The sequence below is a fragment of the Pseudosulfitobacter koreensis genome (assembly GCF_024733015.1).
In the GTDB taxonomy this organism is placed as follows: Bacteria; Pseudomonadota; Alphaproteobacteria; order Rhodobacterales; family Rhodobacteraceae; genus Pseudosulfitobacter; species Pseudosulfitobacter koreensis.
The window spans coordinates 56,868-77,114 of record NZ_JANKJG010000004.1; the positions used below are offsets into that span (position 1 = coordinate 56,868).

At 62.8% G+C, this 20,247-nt stretch carries 14 protein-coding genes, 1 tRNA gene and 1 riboswitch; of the genes, 6 read left to right on the top strand and 9 right to left on the bottom strand.

Annotated features, from left to right (window positions below; genetic code table 11):
* Positions 1-37 precede the first annotated feature (37 nt).
* The 6 genes from xylA to NTA49_RS07325 form a co-directional block, all read right to left on the bottom strand.
* Positions 38-1,333 carry a xylose isomerase gene (gene xylA / locus NTA49_RS07300; protein WP_258294027.1) on the bottom strand — a complete coding sequence of 432 codons (1,296 nt, stop codon included), beginning with the start codon at positions 1,331-1,333 and terminating at the stop codon, positions 38-40.
* A complete protein-coding gene (locus NTA49_RS07305; RefSeq protein ID WP_258294028.1) occupies positions 1,330-2,394 on the bottom strand; it encodes a LacI family DNA-binding transcriptional regulator in 1,065 nt (354 codons plus the stop codon). The genes xylA and NTA49_RS07305 overlap by 4 nt, the downstream gene beginning before the upstream one ends.
* A gap of 84 nt (positions 2,395-2,478) precedes the next feature.
* The gene (locus NTA49_RS07310) at positions 2,479-3,384 is read right to left on the bottom strand and encodes a NaeI family type II restriction endonuclease (protein WP_258294029.1); all 906 of its coding nucleotides are present in this window, start codon (positions 3,382-3,384) and stop codon (positions 2,479-2,481) included.
* 58 nt (positions 3,385-3,442) lie between these two features.
* The gene (locus tag NTA49_RS07315) at positions 3,443-4,402 is read right to left on the bottom strand and encodes a DNA cytosine methyltransferase (protein ID WP_258294031.1); all 960 of its coding nucleotides are present in this window, start codon (positions 4,400-4,402) and stop codon (positions 3,443-3,445) included.
* 209 nt (positions 4,403-4,611) lie between these two features.
* Positions 4,612-4,686, bottom strand: a tRNA-Gly gene (locus NTA49_RS07320).
* Positions 4,687-4,872: 186 nt separating this feature from the next.
* Positions 4,873-8,310, bottom strand: a complete 3,438-nt coding sequence (locus NTA49_RS07325) for a pyruvate carboxylase (RefSeq protein WP_261368208.1) — start codon at positions 8,308-8,310, stop codon at positions 4,873-4,875.
* Between the two features lie 304 nt (positions 8,311-8,614).
* Between NTA49_RS07325 and NTA49_RS07330 the strand changes: the two genes are divergently transcribed.
* Positions 8,615-11,077, top strand: coding sequence for an ATP-dependent helicase (locus NTA49_RS07330; protein ID WP_258294033.1), 2,463 nt, complete (start codon positions 8,615-8,617; stop codon positions 11,075-11,077).
* 93 nt (positions 11,078-11,170) lie between these two features.
* Positions 11,171-11,366, top strand: a riboswitch (cobalamin riboswitch).
* 109 nt (positions 11,367-11,475) lie between these two features.
* Positions 11,476-11,760 carry a hypothetical protein gene (locus NTA49_RS07335; RefSeq protein WP_258294034.1) on the top strand — a complete coding sequence of 95 codons (285 nt, stop codon included), beginning with the start codon at positions 11,476-11,478 and terminating at the stop codon, positions 11,758-11,760.
* A gap of 550 nt (positions 11,761-12,310) precedes the next feature.
* Here the strand turns inward: NTA49_RS07335 and NTA49_RS07340 are convergent.
* The gene (locus tag NTA49_RS07340) at positions 12,311-12,655 is read right to left on the bottom strand and encodes a DUF1127 domain-containing protein (RefSeq protein ID WP_258294035.1); all 345 of its coding nucleotides are present in this window, start codon (positions 12,653-12,655) and stop codon (positions 12,311-12,313) included.
* Between the two features lie 112 nt (positions 12,656-12,767).
* Between NTA49_RS07340 and NTA49_RS07345 the strand changes: the two genes are divergently transcribed.
* The 3 genes from NTA49_RS07345 (at position 12,768) to NTA49_RS07355 (ending at position 17,897) form a co-directional block, all read left to right on the top strand.
* The gene (locus NTA49_RS07345) at positions 12,768-13,844 is read left to right on the top strand and encodes an Mrp/NBP35 family ATP-binding protein (protein WP_258294036.1); all 1,077 of its coding nucleotides are present in this window, start codon (positions 12,768-12,770) and stop codon (positions 13,842-13,844) included.
* A 641-nt stretch (positions 13,845-14,485) separates the two neighbouring features.
* Entirely contained in the window at positions 14,486-15,487 is a 1,002-nt protein-coding gene (locus NTA49_RS07350) for a TAXI family TRAP transporter solute-binding subunit (protein ID WP_258294037.1), read from the top strand.
* Positions 15,488-15,620: 133 nt separating this feature from the next.
* The gene (locus tag NTA49_RS07355) at positions 15,621-17,897 is read left to right on the top strand and encodes a TRAP transporter permease (protein ID WP_258294038.1); all 2,277 of its coding nucleotides are present in this window, start codon (positions 15,621-15,623) and stop codon (positions 17,895-17,897) included.
* 127 nt (positions 17,898-18,024) lie between these two features.
* On the opposite strand, the gene NTA49_RS07360 is transcribed toward NTA49_RS07355, so the two are convergent.
* Positions 18,025-19,146, bottom strand: a complete 1,122-nt coding sequence (locus tag NTA49_RS07360) for a PQQ-dependent sugar dehydrogenase (RefSeq protein ID WP_258294039.1) — start codon at positions 19,144-19,146, stop codon at positions 18,025-18,027.
* Between the two features lie 237 nt (positions 19,147-19,383).
* Between NTA49_RS07360 and NTA49_RS07365 the strand changes: the two genes are divergently transcribed.
* A complete protein-coding gene (locus NTA49_RS07365; protein WP_258294040.1) occupies positions 19,384-19,899 on the top strand; it encodes a phosphatidylglycerophosphatase A family protein in 516 nt (171 codons plus the stop codon).
* Between the two features lie 24 nt (positions 19,900-19,923).
* On the opposite strand, the gene NTA49_RS07370 is transcribed toward NTA49_RS07365, so the two are convergent.
* Complete coding sequence (locus NTA49_RS07370) at positions 19,924-20,226, bottom strand: amphi-Trp domain-containing protein (protein ID WP_258294041.1); 303 nt, start codon at positions 20,224-20,226, stop codon at positions 19,924-19,926.
* Between the last annotated feature and the right edge of the window lie 21 nt (positions 20,227-20,247).

The following is a 20,247-nucleotide window of genomic DNA, read 5'->3' on the forward strand; positions in this document are numbered from 1 at the left end:
CCGACCTCCTTTGTTCTTATATGTACCGATTGAACTCTTATACGTACCGATTGACGATGTTCTCCAGCTTTTCCTGCTGCCCTGAGCGTGGCTCGGGGTTGATGCCGCCGCCCGCAACTCGTCGTGCGATGGTGTCCAGATCACTGGTCAGCATGGCCTGCGCCTCGGGCGTCTCCCAGCCCGCATAACGCGCGCGCCGCGCTGTTTCCAACGCGCCGTCCTCCAGCATCCGCGCCGCCGCCTTCAGGCCCCGCGCGCAGACATCCATCGCACCTGCATGCGCGGCAATCAGATCCGACGGGTCCAGCGACTGACGCCGCAGCTTGGCGTCGAAGTTGGTGCCGCCCTTTTGCAGCCCGCCCGCCTTGAGGATTTCGTAATAGGCCAACGCCACTTCGGGCACGTTGTTTGGGAACTGGTCGGTGTCCCAGCCGGACTGATAATCGTTGCGGTTCATGTCGATCGAGCCCAGAATCCCCAGCTCGCGGGCCATCGCCAACTCATGTTCGAACGAATGGCCCGCCAGGATCGCGTGGCCCTGTTCGATGTTCACCTTCACCTCCTTCTCCAGCCCGAAGCGCTGCAGAAACCCGTAAACGGTCGCGACATCATAGTCGTACTGGTGCTTGGTCGGCTCCTGCGGTTTGGGTTCAATCAGGATCTGCCCCTTGAACCCGATCTTGTGCTTGTACTCGACGACCATCGACAGAAACCGGCCCATGTGGTCCATTTCCTGCCCCAGATCGGTGTTCAGCAGCGTCTCGTAGCCTTCGCGCCCACCCCAGAGCACATAGTTCTCGCCGTTCAGGCGGTGGGTGGCGTCCAGGCAGTTCTTTACCGTCGCCGCAGACCAGGCAAAGACGTCCGGGTCGGGGTTGGTGGCGGCACCCGACATGAACCGGCGGTGCGAAAACAGGTTCGCCGTGCCCCACAGCAGCCGGGTCTTCGAGCTCTCCATCTTTTCCTCGAACAGTGCGATAATCTCGTCGAAATTGCGCTTGCTCTCGTCGAATGTCGCCCCCTCGGGACGGATATCGGCATCATGCCAGCAAAAGAACGGCACGCCGAGAATCTCGAACATCTCGAAGGCGATCTCGGCCTTCAGCCGCGCACCTTCCATCGTTTCGCCCCACCAGGGCCGATCGAACGTCTGCCCGCCAAAGGGATCGCCGCCGGGCCAGGCAAAACTGTGCCAATAGGCAACGGCGAACCGCAGGTGGTCCTCCATCCGCTTGCCCTGCACAAGCTCGTCGGGGTTGTAGTGCCGGAACGCGAGGCCCTCGGCCTCGGGGTCATATTTCAGGGGGGCGGTGCCTTGGAAAAAGTCGCTCATCTGGCGGGGTGTCCTGTGTTGGTGTGTTGATGTTCGGGGGGAAGGTTTTCGCGCACGTAGATCGTGGGCACGATGACGGCGGTCATCACCGGCTCGCGGCGGTCGGCGAGCTGTCGCAGCCCGTCGATCACGCGCGCGACCTCTTCTTCGGGGCGCTGGTCAATGACGATGTCGATCAGTCCAGCTTCCAGCGCGCGGCGCGAATGCGCGACCAGTTCGTGCAGAATGACGATGGGGCGGGGCGTGGTCGCGGGCAGGGCTTCGACCACGCGGATCAGCCCCGCGTTGCCTGCGCCCGCGCTGTAGATCGCGGTAATTGACGGATCGGCGGAAAGCGCCTCGGCCACATGGGTTTCGACCAGATCATGCCGGTCGCGTCCTTCGATGACGCTGGCGAGGGTGATGTCGCCGCCGATGACCTCGCGCAGCCCCTGCAAGCGGTCCGCATGGTCGCGCGCGCTCAACGCACCGACCACCGGCAGGATGCGCCCACTGCGGCCCCCGTGTGCCAGCATCATCAGCCGACCCACGGTGCCGCCCGCAATCACATTGTCGATGCCGACATAGGCGGCGCGCTCTGATCCGGGCACGTCCGACACCAGCGTCACGACCGGGATGCCTTTGCTGCGCAGGGTCGCGATAACCTCCACCGTCGAGGAGTCGTCGCTGCCCACCAATGCGATGCCGTCGACGCCTTGGCCTGCCAGCAAGTCCAGGCGCGCACGCAAGACGTCAGAGTCAAAAGCGGCGACGGTTTCCACGGCAAGAGTCACGCGGTCTGCGGCCATGCGCGCGGCTGCAACCTCGAAGAGATCGCGCATCCGCGCGAAAAACGCATTCGAACCCTCGGGCAGGACCGCGACAAAGCGATAGACGCGCTGTTGCGACAGGTTCGCCGCCGCGACATTGCGCACGTATCCAAGCGCGCTGACCGCTGCGTGGACACGGCGCACGGTCTTGTCCGAAACGCCGCCGCGCCCGTTCACCACACGGTCGGCGGTGGCATAGCTGACGCCTGCGCGCAGCGCCACATCAGCCAAGGTCGGCGGTCGGTCGTGCATCGAAATCTCCCCCGCAGCCTGTAGACCAGCGGGAATGATAGACGTCAATCATTTTGTGACAGACCGCGTAGGTCCGGGGACACTTCAGCCGGTCGGTTGCCAGTCGAGCGCGATGCCATGCGCCGCTGCCAGATCCGCCTCGGCCTGCGACCTTGCGCGATAGGACACGAATTCGCTGCCCGAACAGGGCGGCAGACCCAAGCCCGTGATCAGCGGCGCATCGTAATGCCCCGACAGCAGCAAGATGCCCTCGCGCGCCAGATGATCGCGCGTGCCCCGGCCCTTGTCCGACCGTATGCGGCGCATGAAATCCTGCTGCTGGGCCACCGCCTCGACCACGTCGCGGGTGATCGGGATGCGCTGCACTTCGCGAAACAGATTGGCCATGCGCTGATTGCCGGTGCGCCCCTCGAATATCCGCGCCACCACATCCGGCGGCACGGTGCGCCAGAAGTTCGGCGGATAGGGATGGTCGCGCAGCAGCCACAGGATGTTGGCAAATCCCAGGGCAGATACGCTTTTTTTGGCGTCCTTGTTCTGGCCTTGGGTCAGATAGGCGGGCCGCGCGATGAACAGCCCCAGATAGCACAGCGCCCGCACCTCGTCGGCGGCCACCAGAATGCACGGGTGACCGATCGCTTCGGTCGGGATCATCCAGTTGCTGCCCATCGTGTTCTTGATGTCGACGTCACGGCCCAGAATAGAGGTGTCCAGCTTGCCCTTGGGCAGGTTCAGCATGGCGCGCAGCTCGATCTCGACCCGCGTGCCGATATAGGTCTTTTCGGTTTTCTCCAGCTCGTCATAGGACCGCCGCCCGGTCTTGGGCGTCATGATCACGTCGTCGACACATTGCCGCAGCATCGCAGAGAATTTCGCCCCGAGCGCCGCATCACCCCCCGCGCGCTGGGTGATCTCGCGGGCAAGGGCGCTCAGCAGGTCATGATCGGCGTGCCCTGCGATGACGATGCTGTCTGGAATGCTTCGTTTCAACGCACCACCGCCTCGATAAGTCTCGACATGCTGTCAAAGACTGGCCGGTTTGAAAAGCTCAGGCGCTGACCGCGCGCAGCACGCGTTTGCGCAGGGCCTTGGCGATCTGCCCCGACACGGCCTGTGCCACGGGCGGAGGAAACGCATTGCCGACCTGCCGGTAGGCATTCGTTTTCGCGCCGGTGAAATGCCAGTCGTCGGGAAACCCCTGAATGCGTGCGACCATCGGCACGGTCAGTCGCGGCATCCCGTCGTGGAACGCATCCGGCGCTTCGGGCGCGATGGTGCGCCCCTCGACACCCAAGGTGGCCCAGGCCGCGCGCGCGCGCGTCGGCCCAAGATCGGGACCGCCGTGTTTCTTCGATCCGCCGACGATGGTGGGGGCAATCTCGTCGGCCTTGTCCGCCCAGGCCTGCGCCCCGCGCCAGCCACCCGCCGCCATCAGATCGCGCAGGGTTTCACCCACGGTGGGCGGGTTGTGCGGCAGCGGGTCGGGCCAGTCGAAAAACTCGGCGCGCTCCTTTTGCACCGCGACGATCACCACGCGGGGGCGCAGCTGCGGCACACCGTAATCCGAGGCGTTCAGCAGCCGCCAGTCGGTCTTGTAGCCCAGCTTGTCCAACTGCGTCTTCAGCTTTTCGCGGTAGTCGTGAAACACCGCATCAAGGAACCCGCGCACGTTTTCGATCATCACCGCCCGTGGACGCGCGTCATCGACGATGTCTATGGCGTCGTTGAACAAATTGCGCTCGTCGCGCTCGCCCAGCTGCTTGCCCGCCACGGAAAACGGCGGGCAGGGCAGGCCGCCCGCCAGCAGGTCCATGCCGCGAAAATCAGACGCGCGCTCCTTGAAGAGACGCATGTCCTCTTCCAGCACGTTCCATTCGGGGCGGTTGTGGCGCAGGGTGTTGCAACAATGCTTGTCGATCTCGACGAGGGCGGTATGGGCAAAGCCCGCCTTTTCCAGCCCCAGCGCCTGACCGCCCGCACCGGCGCAAAGTTCAACAGATGTCAGCATGTGGCCCGCCCTTTTTCGCACATAAGATCGGTTGTGATCGCCGGGATCAAGAGCCGGAGCATCGCGCACGTCGTGTTCTTTGTTCGTTCTTACCGGCGCCGACCGCTTTCGGCAAGAGCCAAGGCCGCGAATATCAGTGCCCCAGACAGCAGAAAGGCCGCCCGAAGGCGGCCTTGTCTGTTTCCTGCGTGGGGTGGGCAGGACCAAATTGGAGCGGGCGAGGCGATTCGAACGCCCGACCCTAACCTTGGCAAGGTTATGCTCTACCCCTGAGCTACGCCCGCTTCCTTTTGGTAGGGCGGATGTACAAACGCAGGGTGTCGGCTGCAAGTGGAAAATTGAGGTTCGTCAAAAAAAGTTCATCTTGCCGCGGGGGCGGGAGGGGGACGCGCGATGCGCACCGCACGGGTTGTGTGTCCCGGCCCGAACAATCGCGGGCAGGGACAGGCTTCAGGTCGCGAATGCGGTCTTCACTCCAGTTCGATCAACAGATCCTTGGCGTCGATCTGGCTGCCGGGTTGGACGTTCACCGCCTTGACCGTTGCGTCGCGTTCCGCGTGAATGCCGGTTTCCATCTTCATCGCTTCGATGGTCAACAGCAGATCGCCTTCCTTGACCTGCGTGCCTGCGGATGTGGCCACCGTCGCCACCACGCCCGGCATCGGCGCGCCGATGTGGTTGGGGTTGCCCAGTTCCGCCTTGGGGCGTTGCTGGGTCGCGGCCTTGACCATCCGGTTCGGCACGCGGATCACGCGTGGCTGGCCGTTGAGTTCAAAGAACACCTTGACCTCGCCGTCCTCGCCGGTGTCGCCGACTGCCTGCAGACGGATTTCCATCGTCTTGCCGGGGTCGATCTCGACGCTGATCTCTTCGGCGGGGGCCATCCCGTAAAAGAACGTATGCGTCGGCAGGGTCCGCACGGGGCCATAGGTGCCGTGGCGTTCCATGTAATCCACGAAGACCTTGGGATACATCAGGTAGCCCGCCAGATCCTCGTCATCGATGGTGATTCCGCCCAGCTCTTTCGACACGGCGGCGCGGGTCTCTTCGATGTCCACGGGTTTCAGATGCTTTCCGGGACGCTCGGTCGACGGCGTCTCGCCCTTCAGCACCTTTTTCTGGATGCCCGCAGGGAACCCGCCCGGAGGCTGGCCCAAATTGCCGCGCATCATGTCCACGACGCTGTCGGGAAAGGCCACATCGGCCTTGGGGTCTTCGACCTGCGCGCGCGTCAGCCCCTGGCTTACCATCATCAGCGCCATGTCACCGACCACCTTGGACGATGGCGTGACCTTCACGATATCACCGAACATCTGGTTTACGTCCGCATAGGTCTGCGCCACCTCGTGCCAGCGGTCTTCCAGCCCCAGCGAGCGCGCTTGCGCCTTGAGGTTGGTGAACTGCCCGCCGGGCATCTCGTGCAGGTAGACCTCGGACGCAGGGGCCATCAGACCGCTCTCGAAGGCCGCGTATTGCGCGCGCACGCCTTCCCAATAGTCCGACATTTCGCGCACGGCAGCCATGTCCAACCCGGTATCACGCGGCGTATTGCGCAAGGCCTCGACGATCGAGCCAAGGCAGGGCTGCGAGGTGCCGCCCGAAAACGCGTCCATCGCCGCGTCGACAGCATCGACACCTGCATCCGCCGCCGCCATCACCGTGGCCGCCGATGCGCCCGACGTGTCATGCGTGTGGAAATGGATCGGCAGGCCGACCTCTTGTTTCAGTGCACCGATCAGCGCCTTGGCCGCGGCAGGCTTCAGCAGGCCGGCCATGTCTTTCAGCCCCAGGATATGCGCGCCTGCGTCCTTCAGGTCCTGACCCATCTGCACGTAATACTTCAGGTCGTATTTCGCGCGGTCGGGGTTCAACAGATCGCCGGTGTAGCAGATCGTGCCTTCGCAGACCTTGCCGCTGTCGACCACGGCGTCCATCGCGACGCGCATGTTCTCGACCCAGTTCAGGCTGTCGAAGACACGGAACACGTCGACGCCGCTCTCGGCGGCCTGCTTTACAAAGAACTGCACCACGTTGTCGGGATAGTTGGTATAGCCCACTCCGTTCGAGCCGCGCAGCAGCATCTGGGTCATCACGTTGGGCATCCGCGCGCGCAGATCGCGCAGGCGCTGCCAGGGGCATTCCTGCAAAAAGCGATAGGCCACGTCGAAGGTCGCCCCGCCCCAGCATTCGACCGAGAACAGCTGCGGCAGGTTGGCGGCATAGGCGGGGGCGGCGTGGATCATGTCGATCGACCGCATCCGCGTCGCCAGCAGCGACTGGTGCCCGTCGCGCATGGTGGTGTCGGTCAACAGCAGCTGTTCTTGGGCCTTCATCCAGTCGGCGACGGCCTGCGCGCCCTGTTGTTCCAACAGGTTGCGGGTGCCCATGCTGGGCTCTTGCATTGGCACCGGCGCCTTGGGCGCGCGCACATGGGCGGGCAGGGGCCGGTCCTTGGTCTCGGGGTGACCGTTCACGGTGATATCCGCGATATAGGTCAGAACCTTGGTGCCCCGGTCGCGCCTGCGCGAGAACTGGAACAGCTCGGGCGTGGTGTCGATGAACTTGGTGGTATAGCTGTAGTCCAGGAACGTCGGGTGCTTCAGCAGGTTTTCCACGAACGCGATGTTGGTGCTGACGCCGCGAATGCGGAACTCGCGCAGGGCGCGGTCCATGCGGGCGATGGCCATCTCGGGCGTCGGTGCCTTGGCCGTCACCTTGGTCAGCAGGCTGTCGTAGTAGCGGGTGATGACCCCGCCCGAATAGGCGGTGCCGCCGTCCAGACGGATGCCCAGACCGGTGGCCGAGCGGTAGGCGGTGATGCGGCCATAGTCGGGGATGAAGTTGTTCTGCGGGTCCTCGGTGGTGATCCGGGTTTGCAGCGCGTGACCGTTCAGCGTGACGTCCGCCTGGCTGTCCTTGCCCGTCGCCTCGGCGATGGTCTTGCCTTCCGCGATCAGGATCTGCGCGCGCACGATGTCGATGCCGGTGACTTCCTCGGTCACCGTATGTTCGACCTGCACGCGCGGGTTGACCTCGATGAAATAGAACTGGCCGTCGTCCATATCCATCAGGAACTCGACGGTGCCCGCGCATTCATAATCCACATGCTTGCAGATCTTGTAGCCCAGCGCGCAGATCTCCTCGCGTTGCTCTGGCGTCAGGTACGGGGCAGGAGCACGCTCGACCACCTTCTGGTTGCGGCGCTGGACCGAGCAATCCCGCTCGAACAGATGGTACATGCCGCCATGCTTGTCGCCCAGGATCTGCACCTCGACGTGGCGCGCGCGCAGGATCATCTTTTCCAGATAGCCCTCGCCGTTGCCAAAGGCGGCCTCGGCCTCGCGGCGGCCTTCCTGCACCTTTTCCTCCAGCTCGTCGGGCCCGTTGATCGGACGCATGCCCCGGCCGCCGCCACCCCAGGATGCCTTCAGCATCAACGGATAGCCGACCTCGGCTGCCTCGGTGCGGATGGCGTCCATGTCGGTGCCCAGCACTTCGGTGGCCGGGATCACCGGCACACCGGCCTCGACCGCCACGCGCCGCGCGCTGGCCTTGTCGCCAAGGGCGCGCATGGTCTCTGCCTTCGGCCCGATGAAGGTGATGCCCGCCGCGTCGCAGGCATCGACGAAATCGGGGTTTTCCGACAACAGCCCGTAACCGGGGTGGATCGCATCCGCCCCCGACATGCGCGCCACGCGAATGATTTCCTCGATGCTCAGATAGGCCGCGACCGGCCCCATGCCCTCGCCGATGCGGTAGGCTTCGTCCGCCTTGAACCGGTGCAGGCCCAACTTGTCCTCTTCGGCAAAGACGGCAACCGTCTTTTTGCCCATCTCATTGGCCGCACGCATGATGCGGATTGCGATTTCGCCACGGTTGGCAATGAGGATCTTCTTGAACTCGGTCAAAATGGGCATCCTTTGTATTTTGGCGGACAAATTGCAGTCGCGAAAGGTCTAGGACGAATTGACCACAGGGTACAGTCGCTTGCCACCTTTTGCGGCCCCGATCCGTCCTGAAATGCCTTCATTGAACCCTATCGGCGGTTGCAGAACATCCGCCTGCATCCTTTTGGTCAAAATCCGGCACCACGCGCCGTGAAAAGCGCCATTCCAGCCCCGGTTTGCGCCAATGATGCACGCCGAAATCCGGCATCGGAACATTTTGGGAACATGTCTTTTCTTGGGGCGCGTTCCGTTTTAAGAAGGGGACATGAGTGATTTCGATGAAATGGACGCCTTCGAGGGCGCCTCGCTGTCCGCCCGCGCCATGGCCGCGCGCCCGCAGCCTTATCTGGACGGTCTGAACCCCGCCCAGCGTGCCGCGGTCGAACAGATGGACGGCCCCGTGCTGATGCTGGCGGGGGCCGGCACCGGCAAGACCCGCGCCCTGACTGCGCGAATCGTGCACTTGCTGATGACGGGCCGCGCGCGCCCGAACGAAGTGCTGGCGGTGACCTTCACCAACAAGGCGGCGCGCGAGATGAAGAACCGCGTGGGCCAGATGCTGGGCCAGCAGATCGAGGGGATGCCCTGGCTGGGCACCTTCCACGCCATCTGCGTCAAGCTCTTGCGCCGTCACGCGGAACTGGTCGGGCTGAAATCGAACTTCACGATTCTCGACATGGACGACCAGCTGCGTCTGCTGAAACAAATCATCGAAGCAGAAGGTGTTGATACTAAGCGGTGGACGGCGCGATTTTTTGCTGGGGAAATCGAGAAATATAAAAACCAAGCCAAAACAGCTGCAAAAGTTGGTCGAAAAGGCGGCGCTGTCGTTTGGAAGTTAACTGAAGCCTTCGTACGAGTGGACGAGGGTGGTGAGGGTGGCAAGGTTTATATCGGTGAAGTTTATCACCAGTATCAACAGCGACTACTGGAACTAAATGCGGTCGATTTTGGTGACCTGCTGATGCACATGGTCACGATTTTTCAAACTCGGCCAGATGTTCTGGAGCAGTATCAGCGCTGGTTCAAATACATCCTCGTGGACGAGTATCAGGACACCAACGTCGCCCAGTACCTGTGGCTGCGGCTGCTGGCGGGCGGGCACAAGAACATCTGCTGCGTAGGTGACGATGACCAGTCGATCTATGGCTGGCGCGGGGCCGAAGTGGGCAACATCCTGCGCTTCGAAAAGGATTTTCCCGGCGCGCATGTGGTCCGGCTGGAACAGAACTACCGCTCGACCCCGCATATCCTCGCGGCTGCCTCGGGCGTGATCGCGGGCAACTCCAACCGTCTGGGCAAGACGCTGTGGACCGAAGAGACCGAAGGCGAACTTGTCCGCCTGATCGGCCACTGGGACGGCGAGGAAGAGGCCCGCTGGATCGGCGAGGAAATCGAGGCGGCACAGCGCGGCACGCGCGGTTTGCGCGAAATGAGCCTTGACGAAATTGCCATCCTGGTCCGCGCCTCGCACCAGATGCGTGCCTTCGAGGATCGGTTCCTGACCATCGGTCTGCCCTACCGCGTCATCGGCGGCCCGCGCTTCTACGAGCGTTTGGAAATCCGCGACGCGATGGCCTATTTCCGCATCGTGGTGTCCAACGACAACGACCTCGCGTTCGAGCGGATCGTGAACACCCCCAAGCGCGGTCTTGGTGACAAGGCGCAGCAGACCATCCAGATCACCGCGCGCGCCAACGGCGTCAACCTGGTCGAAGGGGCGCGGCTGGCGGTCGAGCAGGGGTTGATCAAGGGCAAGGGCGCGGGCGAATTGCGCAAGCTGGTCGAGGGGATCGACCGCTGGTCCGCCATGATGCGCGCCAGCGGCACCCGGATCATGGACGACGACGATTCTGTGGTGGACACGGAAACCGACGCAGCCCCCGACTACAACCATATCGAACTGGCCGAAATCATCCTCGACGACAGCGGCTATACCGCCCACTGGCAGAACGACAAGACGCCCGAGGCGCCGGGGCGGCTGGAAAACCTCAAGGAACTGATCAACCAGTTGCACAACTTCGAGAACCTGCAAGGGTTTCTCGAGCACGTCAGCCTGATCATGGACAACGAACAGGAAGCCGAAGGCGCAAAGGTCAGCATCATGACCCTGCACGCGGCCAAGGGGCTGGAGTTTCCGATGGTCTTCCTGCCCGGCTGGGAAGATGGCCTGTTCCCCTCGCAACGCTCGATGGACGAAAGCGGGGTCAAGGGGCTCGAGGAAGAACGCCGCCTGGCTTACGTCGGCATCACCCGCGCCGAGGAAGTCTGCACGATTTCCTTCGTCTCGAACCGCTTTGTCTTTGGCCAGTGGCAATCGGCGTTGCCGTCGCGCTTTATCGACGAACTGCCCGCCGACCATGTCGATGTGCTGACCCCGCCGGGACTGCACGGCGGCAACTACGGCGCTGCGGGCATGGCCGGTGTCAAATCCCGCCTGCACGAAGCTGCGGCCGATGCCAATGTCTACAACTCGCCTGGATGGCGACGGTTGCAGGCGCGCAGCCAGGACCGGTCGGTGAGCCAACCGCGCGAACAGCGCAACACGACCATCGACGCCAGCGCGGTCAGCAGCTTTACCGTGGGCGAACGCGTGTTTCACCAAAAGTTCGGCTATGGCGCGGTGGTTGGGATCGAAGGCGACAAGCTTGAGATCGACTTTGAAAAGGCGGGCACCAAGAAGGTCGTGTCGAAGTTCATCACCGGCACCGACGACGTTCCGTTTTAAGCCTGCAGGCGGGCGGGGCCCTTTTGAACCCGCAGGCGGGCGCAAATGATCACGCGCCTGCAGCGTTTGGGCTTGCCCTGAATCACCGCGCCAAATAGTCTGAAGATCCAAGGTGCCGCCCACGGGCGGAGAATTGGGAAGCCGGTGAGAAGCCGGCGCTGCCCCCGCAACGGTGAGGGTGGGATGCGATTGGCAAGGCCACTGGGGGAAACCTCCGGGAAGGTGCCGAGAGCAGGCCGCAAGGTCACCCGCCCCAAGCCCGGAAACCAGCCTTGGTGATACGTGAATCGCGGGTGGCGATGGATGCGGCTTTTGTGCGGGCGCTTTTCCCTCACTGCCCTTCCGGACCCTTCCGCCCAATTGAATGCGTCACGGGGCGTGACGGGAAAGGTCAAAAGATGTTTTCAAGAATCGTGGCAGGGCTTGCCGATCTGGATGATGCCGGTGTCGGAGCCAGTGCCGACGGCGACGCGGCGGCGCGGGCGGGGTTTCTCGAATGGGTGTTCACCCTGCCGCAGGACGTGCGGCCCAGACAGGCGGCGCGCGATGTGCTGGCAAACTGGGAAGACGACAATCCAGGGCCTGCCGTCAGCGCCTTTCTCGATCATATCGAAGCGGCGACACGCCTCGTGCCCGCGCCCCAGCGCCGCGGTGGTGCTGCCGGGCGGCGCGTGGTGCATTAGACGCGCAGCGCCTCAAGCTCCGAACTCCGAACTCCAAACCTGACAAAACACAAAAAAAACGGCGGCCCCGGGAGGATGGGACCGCCGTCTTGGTAATCGTCAGGACCAGGGAGGAGGAGAGGGCCCGACGATCATAGGTTGCGACGACACTCGGGAGGAGAAAGCGTCGCTGTGTTTCACCACCGGGCCAGGGAGGAGGAGAGGCCAAGTGGCGATGCCGTATCCCCGTATGATCGGGGTAGAAGGTGCGACGACACCCGGGAGGAGGGGGCCGCCGCCTTGTTCACCACCGGGTCAGGGAGGAGGAAAGACCCAAGTGGCGGTGCCGTACCCCCGTTTGACCGGGGTATCCTGTGCGACGACACCTGAGGGAGGAGCGGTGTCGCCGCGTTAGTCACTGCGCAGGTCAGGGAGGAGGAAAGACCCTGCAGCGATGTCGTATCCCCGTCTGATCGGGGAATTTGTGCGGCGGCATCAGGGAGGAGGAGAGATGCCGCCGCGTCGTGACGAACGTTTCCGGGAGGAGGTGGAAACGTCCGAACTCTTGAACTCAGGCGCCGTAGGCTGTCTCTGCAGCGATGCGGCGGATGTTGGAACGGTGCAGGCCGAGATCAGCAAGATCGCGATCGCTCAGGCCTGCAAGTTCGTTGAATGTCTTGCGGTAGACGGCGCGCTGCGCTTGGCGCGCTGCGGCTGCGTCCAGAATACGGGCTGTGGATGCCAGCAGACGCTCGGTCAGGCTGCTGTAAGTTGTGGTCTGGTTCATGTAGGCCATGTTCGTCGGTGCCTCGGATGTGTGTTTCGTGTTCGTTTGCGTTCGTGTTGACCTCAATTTAGCGATATGCTGCGCTTGCACAATAGACGTATCAACAATGCTGCCATGCAGCAATTGCATAGGAAAAGCTGACCTATTTTCGCAAACTGCCCAAGGACCGTGCACAGTCGCCGATAGGGGTTGCACCTGCGGGCGGAAGTGCCACAACACTGGGTCTGAACGGAGTTTATACATGACACCCACAGCTGATCTGATCACCGCCGCCTTGAAACGAGTCAGCCTGCCCGACGGCGGCGACCTGGTCAGCCGCGATATGATTCGAGCCATCCAGATCGACGGCGCCGCCGTGCGCTTCGTGATCGAAGCCCCAACACCCGAAGCCGCGCAAGCCATGACCCCGGTGCGCGAAGCGGCCCAGGCCGCCGTCGCCGCCGTGCCGGGTGTGGACAGTGTGCAGGTGGCGCTGACCGCCCACGGCCCCGCCGCCAAGCCGTCGACCCCTCCGCCCAGCCTCAAGATCGGAGGCCACCCCAAACCGCAGGACGGCCCGACCAAACCCTCCGGCGTGCAGCGCATCCTGGCCATTGGCTCGGGCAAGGGCGGCGTCGGCAAATCCACCGTCTCGTCCAACCTTGCCGTGGCGCTTGCAAGGCAGGGGCGAAAGGTCGGCCTGCTCGATGCGGATATTTATGGTCCCTCGCAGCCGCGTATGATGGGCGTGAACAAGCGCCCCGCGTCGCCCGACGGCAAGACCATCATCCCCTTGCAGGCGCACGGCGTCACGCTGATGTCCATCGGCTTCATGATGGAAGAGGGCAAGGCCGTCGTCTGGCGCGGTCCCATGCTGATGGGCGCATTGCAGCAGATGCTGGGCCAGGTGCAGTGGGGCGAGCTGGACGTGCTTCTGGTCGATCTGCCCCCCGGCACCGGCGACGTGCAGTTGACGCTCTGCACCAAATCCGAACTGACCGGGGCCATCGTGGTCAGCACCCCGCAGGACGTCGCCCTGATCGACGCGCGCAAGGCGCTGGACATGTTCAAGACGCTGAAAACTCCGGTGCTGGGCCTGATCGAGAACATGTCGATGTTCGTCTGCCCCGATTGCGGTGCCCAACACGAGATCTTCGGCACCGGCGGTGTCGCCGCCGAAGCGCAGAAGATGGGTGTGCCCCTGCTGGGGGCCTTGCCGATTGATCTGGAAACGCGGCTTGCAGGCGACAACGGCACGCCCGTAGCCGCAGGCGAAGGCCCGATGGCCGAAGCCTACGCCAAGATCGCCAGGGGGCTGATCGACGGCGGCATGGCCTGACGGCCCACAGGGCGCGACCTGCTACTCTATATATTCAAGAGCGCCGGCGGACCGTATCCGCCGGTGGCACCGGCGCTGCAGCGTTTGGCTGGCGCCTGAGCCGTGGCTGCGGTCTCGGGTCTGGGTGTGAAACTGGGACGTGGGGGTCCAAGTTTGGCGAGCGCGTCCCCGGAATTGAAATTATTATTATATTTCAAGGCTTTAATTTTCGGCAAGCCTGAGACGGGTGCGTCCTAACTGAGACGCTGGCACTGCTGACAGGTGGCTATCTGGCCTACCGATTGGCCTACTGACTGGGCTACACCGCCCGAGGCAGAGCACATGCGAAGAGGTGGCATTTGCGGGCTTCTGCATGGTCTAGGCCTACGTGTTCACCCGGGGGGTACGACACGCTGTTTCCGCCGCGTCAGGCCGGGTGGGGCGGTTGGCCGGCATCGGGGCGCAGGCGCCTTTTCATACAGTGGTTTAATGCAGATCACCCGTGCATGGGCGGGGTTGCGCTTGTGTCGATTATCGGCATGATACACCTCTGGGCAATGGTGCTGCGACCTTTGCTGTACTGCGACTTTCGCAGGGGACAAGATCAAGTCCTGCGCGGCGCCAAGTGACCAATTCATTGAGCCTGTGGAGGGGACATCACCATGAAAACTACCCTATCTTTTGCTGTGATCGCAGCGATTTCGGCAACCATGACATATGCGCAAAGCGCCAATTACGCTGACCTGGACCGGACGGACTGGCCAAGCAGCTTTACGGTGGGCACTGCGTCGCAGGGCGGCACGTTCTTCGTCTACGGCTCGGGATGGGCGAACCTGGTGGGGGAACAGCTTGGGATTTCCGGCGGCGGCGAAGTGACCGGCGGACCGATGCAGAACATGGCGCTGGTGCACACCGGCGATGCCGCGTTCGGCATGACCACGATGGGCCCTGCACGTGAATCGATCGAAGGGACCAACCCGATCGCGCCCGGTCTGCAGATGACCAACGCCTGCGCGATGTTCCCGATGTACCAGACACCGTTCTCGATGGCGGCGCTGACCTCTTCGGGGATCAGCTCGATCGAGAGCATTCCCGACGGTGCGCGCATCGGTTTCGGCCCTGCCGGTTCCACTTCGGACACGTATTTCCCGGCGATGCTGGAAGCGCTCGGCGTGAACTTTGACCGCCGCAACGGCGGTTGGGACGACCTTGGCGGCCAGCTTCAGGATGGTCTGCTGGACGCGGTTGCATTCGCCGTGGGCATTCCGACCCCGGCGATCAGCCAGATCGAAGTGCAGGCGGAGGTCAACTTCATCGACTTTACCGATGAAGAGCGCACGCAGGTGATCGAGGAATTCCCCGTCGCGGAATACGAGATTCCGGCCGCGACCTATTCCACGCTGGAGCGCGACATGCAGTCGGTTGCGATGTGGAACTTCGCGATTGCAAACTGCGAGCTTCCCGAAAGCTTTGTCTACGCGGCGACAGACATCGTGATGTCGGACAATGCGCGGATGATGAACATCCACGGCTCTGCCAAGGAAACGCTGCCCGAGAACTGGAACAAGAACACCGTGATGATGTGGCACCCCGGTGCCGCACGCTGGTTCCGCGAGAACGCCGGTGCCGACATTCCGGATGACCGGATCTATTCCGCAAACTGAACCTTGAAGACTGCCCCGCCCATGCGGGGCAGTTCTTTGCCGGGATCGGAGCTGATCCGATCCGTATTCAGATTTCAAGTATTCCGGCGCGCTTGCCGGTGAACCTGCGACAGGCAGGAGCTGGAGGCACCCGATGGCCGGACTGAACGACGACCCCGAGAAGAACAAGCCAGAGCTGGAGGCCGGTGGCTTTGCCGAAAGTGGCGGGGTCATTTCCGAGGGCGCCGATGAAGAGCCCGTCGAGGCGAACCGGCGCGACTTTTCCGGGTGGCGTCTTACAACGGTTGCCTGGTTCTCGGGGCTTTATGCCGCGCTGCACATGGCGGCGCTGAACGGGCTGTCGATTGAACGGTGGACCGGCGTCGAGCTTCCGCTGCTGCCGACGTTTCCGATGGAGACATGGAATTTCCGCATACTTCACGTGGCAGGTGCGCTCTTCCTGGGCTTCTTGCTCTATTCGGCGCGGCCTTTTGCCGAAGACAAAAGCGGCGAGTCCCGTGCGCTGAATCTGCCCGCGTGGCTGCTGGCGGTGCTGGCGCTGGTGTCGCTGGGTGTGGCACTTTCGTTCAGTGTCGAGATCGCCAACGGGGCGATGTGGAACGGCATGGACGGGGGCATTCGCAACCGCGAGATCTGGTGGTACGGCGTGCCGCTGATCGTGGCGACCGGCGGCGGCATCGTGCTGAGCTGGTTTCACCGCAAGCAGCGCGACGGCATCGCGGCACCCGACATCGTGCTGGGGATCTGCGCCGCCGCAGTTGCGGTCTACCTGATCACGATCTACGGCACCTTGATGCGCAACTCGACCGGGACGCCATTTGCGCCGATCGGGATCTCGCTGGCCGCCGTCGCGGGCGTGGCGCTGATCCTCGAGTTGACGCGCCGCGTCGCGGGTCTGGCGTTGGTGATCATCTCGGTGGTCTTTCTGGCTTATGTCTTTACCGGACAGCATCTTCCGGGTTTCCTGAATTCGCCGGTCATCTCGTGGCAGCGTTTCTTCAGCCAGGTCTATACGGATGCAGGTATCCTGGGACCGACGACGGCGGTGTCGTCGACCTATATCATCCTGTTCATCATCTTCGCCGCGTTCCTGTCGGCATCGAAGGTCGGTGACTACTTCATCAACTTCGCTTTCGCGGCGGCGGGGCGTTCGCGTGGCGGCCCTGCGAAGGTGTCGATCTTTGCCAGCGGCCTGATGGGGATGATCAACGGCACGTCGGCGGGCAACGTGGTTGCAACCGGCTCGCTTACGATTCCGCTGATGAAGCGGGTGGGCTACAAGCCCACGACCGCCGGTGCGGTCGAGGCTGCGGCCTCGACGGGGGGGCAGATCATGCCGCCGATCATGGGTGCCGGCGCGTTCATCATGGCCGAGGTGACCGGCATTCCTTATACCGAGATTGCCCTTGCCGCGATCATTCCGGCGCTTTTGTATTTCGTGTCGATCTATTTCATGGTCGATTTCGAGGCGGCAAAGCTGGGCATGCGCGGGATGCGCTCGGACGAATTGCCCAAGCTGCGCAAGCTGATCAAGCAAGCCTATCTGTTCTTCCCCATCATCATCCTGATTGCGGCACTGTTCATGGGCTATTCGGTGATCCGGGCGGGAACGCTTGCCACCGTTTCGGCGGCCGTCGTGTCGTGGCTGACCCCCTACCGCATGGGATTTCGTGAGATCGGCAAGGCGTTCGAGCTGGCCGGTACGATGGCGATCCAGATCATCATCGTGTGCGCCTGCGCGGGCATCATCGTGGGCGTCATCGCCCTGACCGGGGTCGGCGCGCGGTTCTCCTCGCTGTTGCTGGGGATTGCGGGCGCATCCGAGCTTGCCGCGCTGTTCTTTGCCATGCTGATCGCCATCCTGCTGGGGATGGGGATGCCGACCACCGCCGCCTACGCCGTGGCCGCAAGCGTCGTGGCACCCGGTCTGACCAACCTGGGCATTCCGCCGCTGACCGCACATTTCTTCGTGTTCTACTTTGCCGTCGTCAGTTCGATCACACCGCCGGTTGCGCTGGCGAGCTACGCGGCTGCGGGGATTTCCGGAGCGAACCCGATGGCCACGTCGGTGGCGTCGTTCAAGATCGGCATCACGGCCTTCGTCGTGCCCTTCATGTTCTTTTACAACTCCGCGCTGCTGATGGACGGCACATGGCCCGAGGTCATCCGCGCGGCGATCACCGCCGTCGTCGGGGTCTATCTGCTGTCGGCTGCGGTGCAGGGCTGGTTCATCGGCGGGCGCACGGTCTGGTGGTTGCGCATCGCCATCGGCATCTTCGCGTTGTTCATGATCGAGGGTGGCATCTATACCGACATGATCGGCGTCGGTGGCGCGGTGGCGGTCTGGGCGGTGCAGAAATTCATCCGCCCCGATCCCGATACCCCGTTCGAGGTGCGTGGCGCTGATTGATTTGGGGGGTTGCCCCCTGTCGGCCTAAGGCGCGCGTCGTGGGGCTGAGAGCATCACGTGTGCGACCGGGCGTTGATCGACGCGGTCACGCCGTTTCCGGGTGTGTCCGCGAACCTTCGGGTCCGCCTCACTCGAGAGGGCTGATCCGCCAGACGTTCCCATCGCTCTGATCGGTGAGGACATAAATCGCGCCGTCGGGACCTTGCTCGACCTCGCGGATGCGCGCCCCGAGGGGAATACGCTCTTCTGAGACGAACTCGGCGCTGTCCAGTTCCACGCGGACCAATTCGCGGCTCGATAGCCCGCCGATAAAGGCGTCACCCTGCCATTCCGGAAAAAGGCTGCCGTCATAAAAAATCATGCCCGATGGTGAGATGACCGGAGTCCAGTGATGGACAGCATCGGCAAAGTCCGGTTGCGACGGCGGATCGGGGATCGGTTCGCCAGAATAGTGCTGGCCCCAACTGACGACCGGCCAGCCGTAATTCGCGCCGGACATGATCGGGTTCAACTCGTCGCCGCCCATCGGTCCCATCTCGGCGACCCAGAGATCACCGGTGTCGGGATGGATCGCCGCCGCCTCGATGTTGCGGTGGCCGTAAGACCAGATCGCGTCCTTGGCATTTTCCTGTCCGACGAACGGGTTGTCTTGGGGGATCGACCCGTCCTGATTGAGCCGGACGATTGTGCCAAGGTGGCTTGAAAGATCTTGCGCCGGTTCGAACTTGAAGCGCTCGCCGAGCGCGAGATAGATCTGTCCCTGGGGAGAAAAGATGATGCGGTTGCCGAAATGGTTGCCGCCGTCGACCTTTGGTTCCTGCTCGAAGATGACCTCGAAGTCCTCGATCCGGTCATCCACCAGCCGCCCGTGTCCAAGTGCGGTGCCAGCCGTGTTTCCGTCGCCCGGCTGGGCGAAGGACAGGTAGACGCGCTGATTTTCGGCGAAATCGGGATCAAGCGCCACGTCCATCAGGCCGCCCTGACCCTGCGCGAAGACCTCCGGTGTGCCTTGAATCGGCGGGGAAACGGTTCCGTCTGGCGATACTATGACCAGATCGCCCGGCAGTTCGGTCACCAGCATCCGCCCATCCGGCAGAAAGGCCATGCCCCACGGATGTTCGAGGCCGCCAGCCACATTCTCGACCTTGATTGCGCCTGTGGCGGTATTGACCGTCTGTACTTGCGCCAGGGCGACCGAACCGGCTGTCACGGCAAACGCCAAAGCCGAGGAGAAGCGGAACATGTTCATGATTATCGTCCTTCTGATCGTGTTACAGGGGGGGACGCGATGACGCCACCTTCGGGCTGACGATGGATAGGATCGCTTGGACACGCAGCATCGAAACCCTTTTTCATGTTTGTATGATTGGAAAACACGGACAGGCGACATTAGTTCCGACTCAACGCCGTTCTGACGGAGGCCGACAGACCTGGGCTTTTTCGGCAGGGGAAATTTCTGGCACCAAAGACGGACGGGAAACGCTTTATGCTCTCACTTGCTCAGGGAAACGTTCTGCCGGAAACCGCCACGCTGGCAAATCATCTTCAGATCCTGCTGGGGAGTTGGTTCGGCGCTGGATTTCTGGAGCCGGTTCGGGCGGGATTGGCAGTGGCCAGCGTCTGGCCGCTGGCAGTTTTTCTGTCTGGCCGCGCTCCGATGACGCTCGCCCTGGTGGCAATAGCGGTTGGCTTGGTCGGCTTCTGGGCAGCGGATGCATGGGAGACGCTGCTTTCAGTCAAGGATGACCGCCGCATCGTCGTTGATGAGGTGGCAGGCTATCTGGCAGGAATGGCTCTGCTTGGCCGACCCCGATGGATCTGTGGTGCCATTTTTGCCGTGTTCTTCCTGAGCTTCGACCGTATCAAGCCGTGGCCCTTCAGTGGGATCGAGGCCGTTCCCGGCGGCGCGGGCCTCATGCTCGACGATATCGTGCTTGCGCTGGCACTGAGCTCAGTGACCGCCGTGATCATAGTTGCACGACGCAGGTTTGGAAACGCGTGAGTAACTCAGTTCTCGCTTTACCGGCTACTCCACGACCCACTTGATCTGGAACTCGATCTCTTCCTGGCCCTGACCCCGTTCATGTTCGATGTTGAAAGAGGCGCGGACTGGAACGGAAATCCGCTCTCCCGCAATCTGTATTTCGAACCGCTTTCCCTGCTCGAGTGCGTCAGCGAGCCGCCGGAGCTTCTCGATGAATTCGGGAAGGGGATAGTCTTTCTCGATGTCTCTGTCGGGCTTTTGTGTCATCGGTACCTCCTGCTTTTGGTCGGTGCGATTGCCACAGCCTGCGGCTTCGACCTGCTCTCCAGAAAATTCCGCGATCAAGTATTATCGCAGCGGCCTTGA

Coding starts and splice junctions, on each gene's coding strand:
- xylA (WP_258294027.1), bottom strand. CDS start 1,333: ATGAGCGACTTTTTCCAAGGCACCGCCCCCCTGAAATATGACCCCGAG.
- NTA49_RS07305 (WP_258294028.1), bottom strand. CDS start 2,394: ATGCACGACCGACCGCCGACCTTGGCTGATGTGGCGCTGCGCGCAGGC.
- NTA49_RS07315 (WP_258294031.1), bottom strand. CDS start 4,402: ATGCTGACATCTGTTGAACTTTGCGCCGGTGCGGGCGGTCAGGCGCTG.
- NTA49_RS07330 (WP_258294033.1), top strand. CDS start 8,615: ATGAGTGATTTCGATGAAATGGACGCCTTCGAGGGCGCCTCGCTGTCC.
- NTA49_RS07335 (WP_258294034.1), top strand. CDS start 11,476: ATGTTTTCAAGAATCGTGGCAGGGCTTGCCGATCTGGATGATGCCGGT.
- NTA49_RS07340 (WP_258294035.1), bottom strand. CDS start 12,655: ATGCAATTGCTGCATGGCAGCATTGTTGATACGTCTATTGTGCAAGCG.
- NTA49_RS07345 (WP_258294036.1), top strand. CDS start 12,768: ATGACACCCACAGCTGATCTGATCACCGCCGCCTTGAAACGAGTCAGC.
- NTA49_RS07350 (WP_258294037.1), top strand. CDS start 14,486: ATGAAAACTACCCTATCTTTTGCTGTGATCGCAGCGATTTCGGCAACC.
- NTA49_RS07355 (WP_258294038.1), top strand. CDS start 15,621: ATGGCCGGACTGAACGACGACCCCGAGAAGAACAAGCCAGAGCTGGAG.
- NTA49_RS07360 (WP_258294039.1), bottom strand. CDS start 19,146: ATGAACATGTTCCGCTTCTCCTCGGCTTTGGCGTTTGCCGTGACAGCC.
- NTA49_RS07365 (WP_258294040.1), top strand. CDS start 19,384: ATGCTCTCACTTGCTCAGGGAAACGTTCTGCCGGAAACCGCCACGCTG.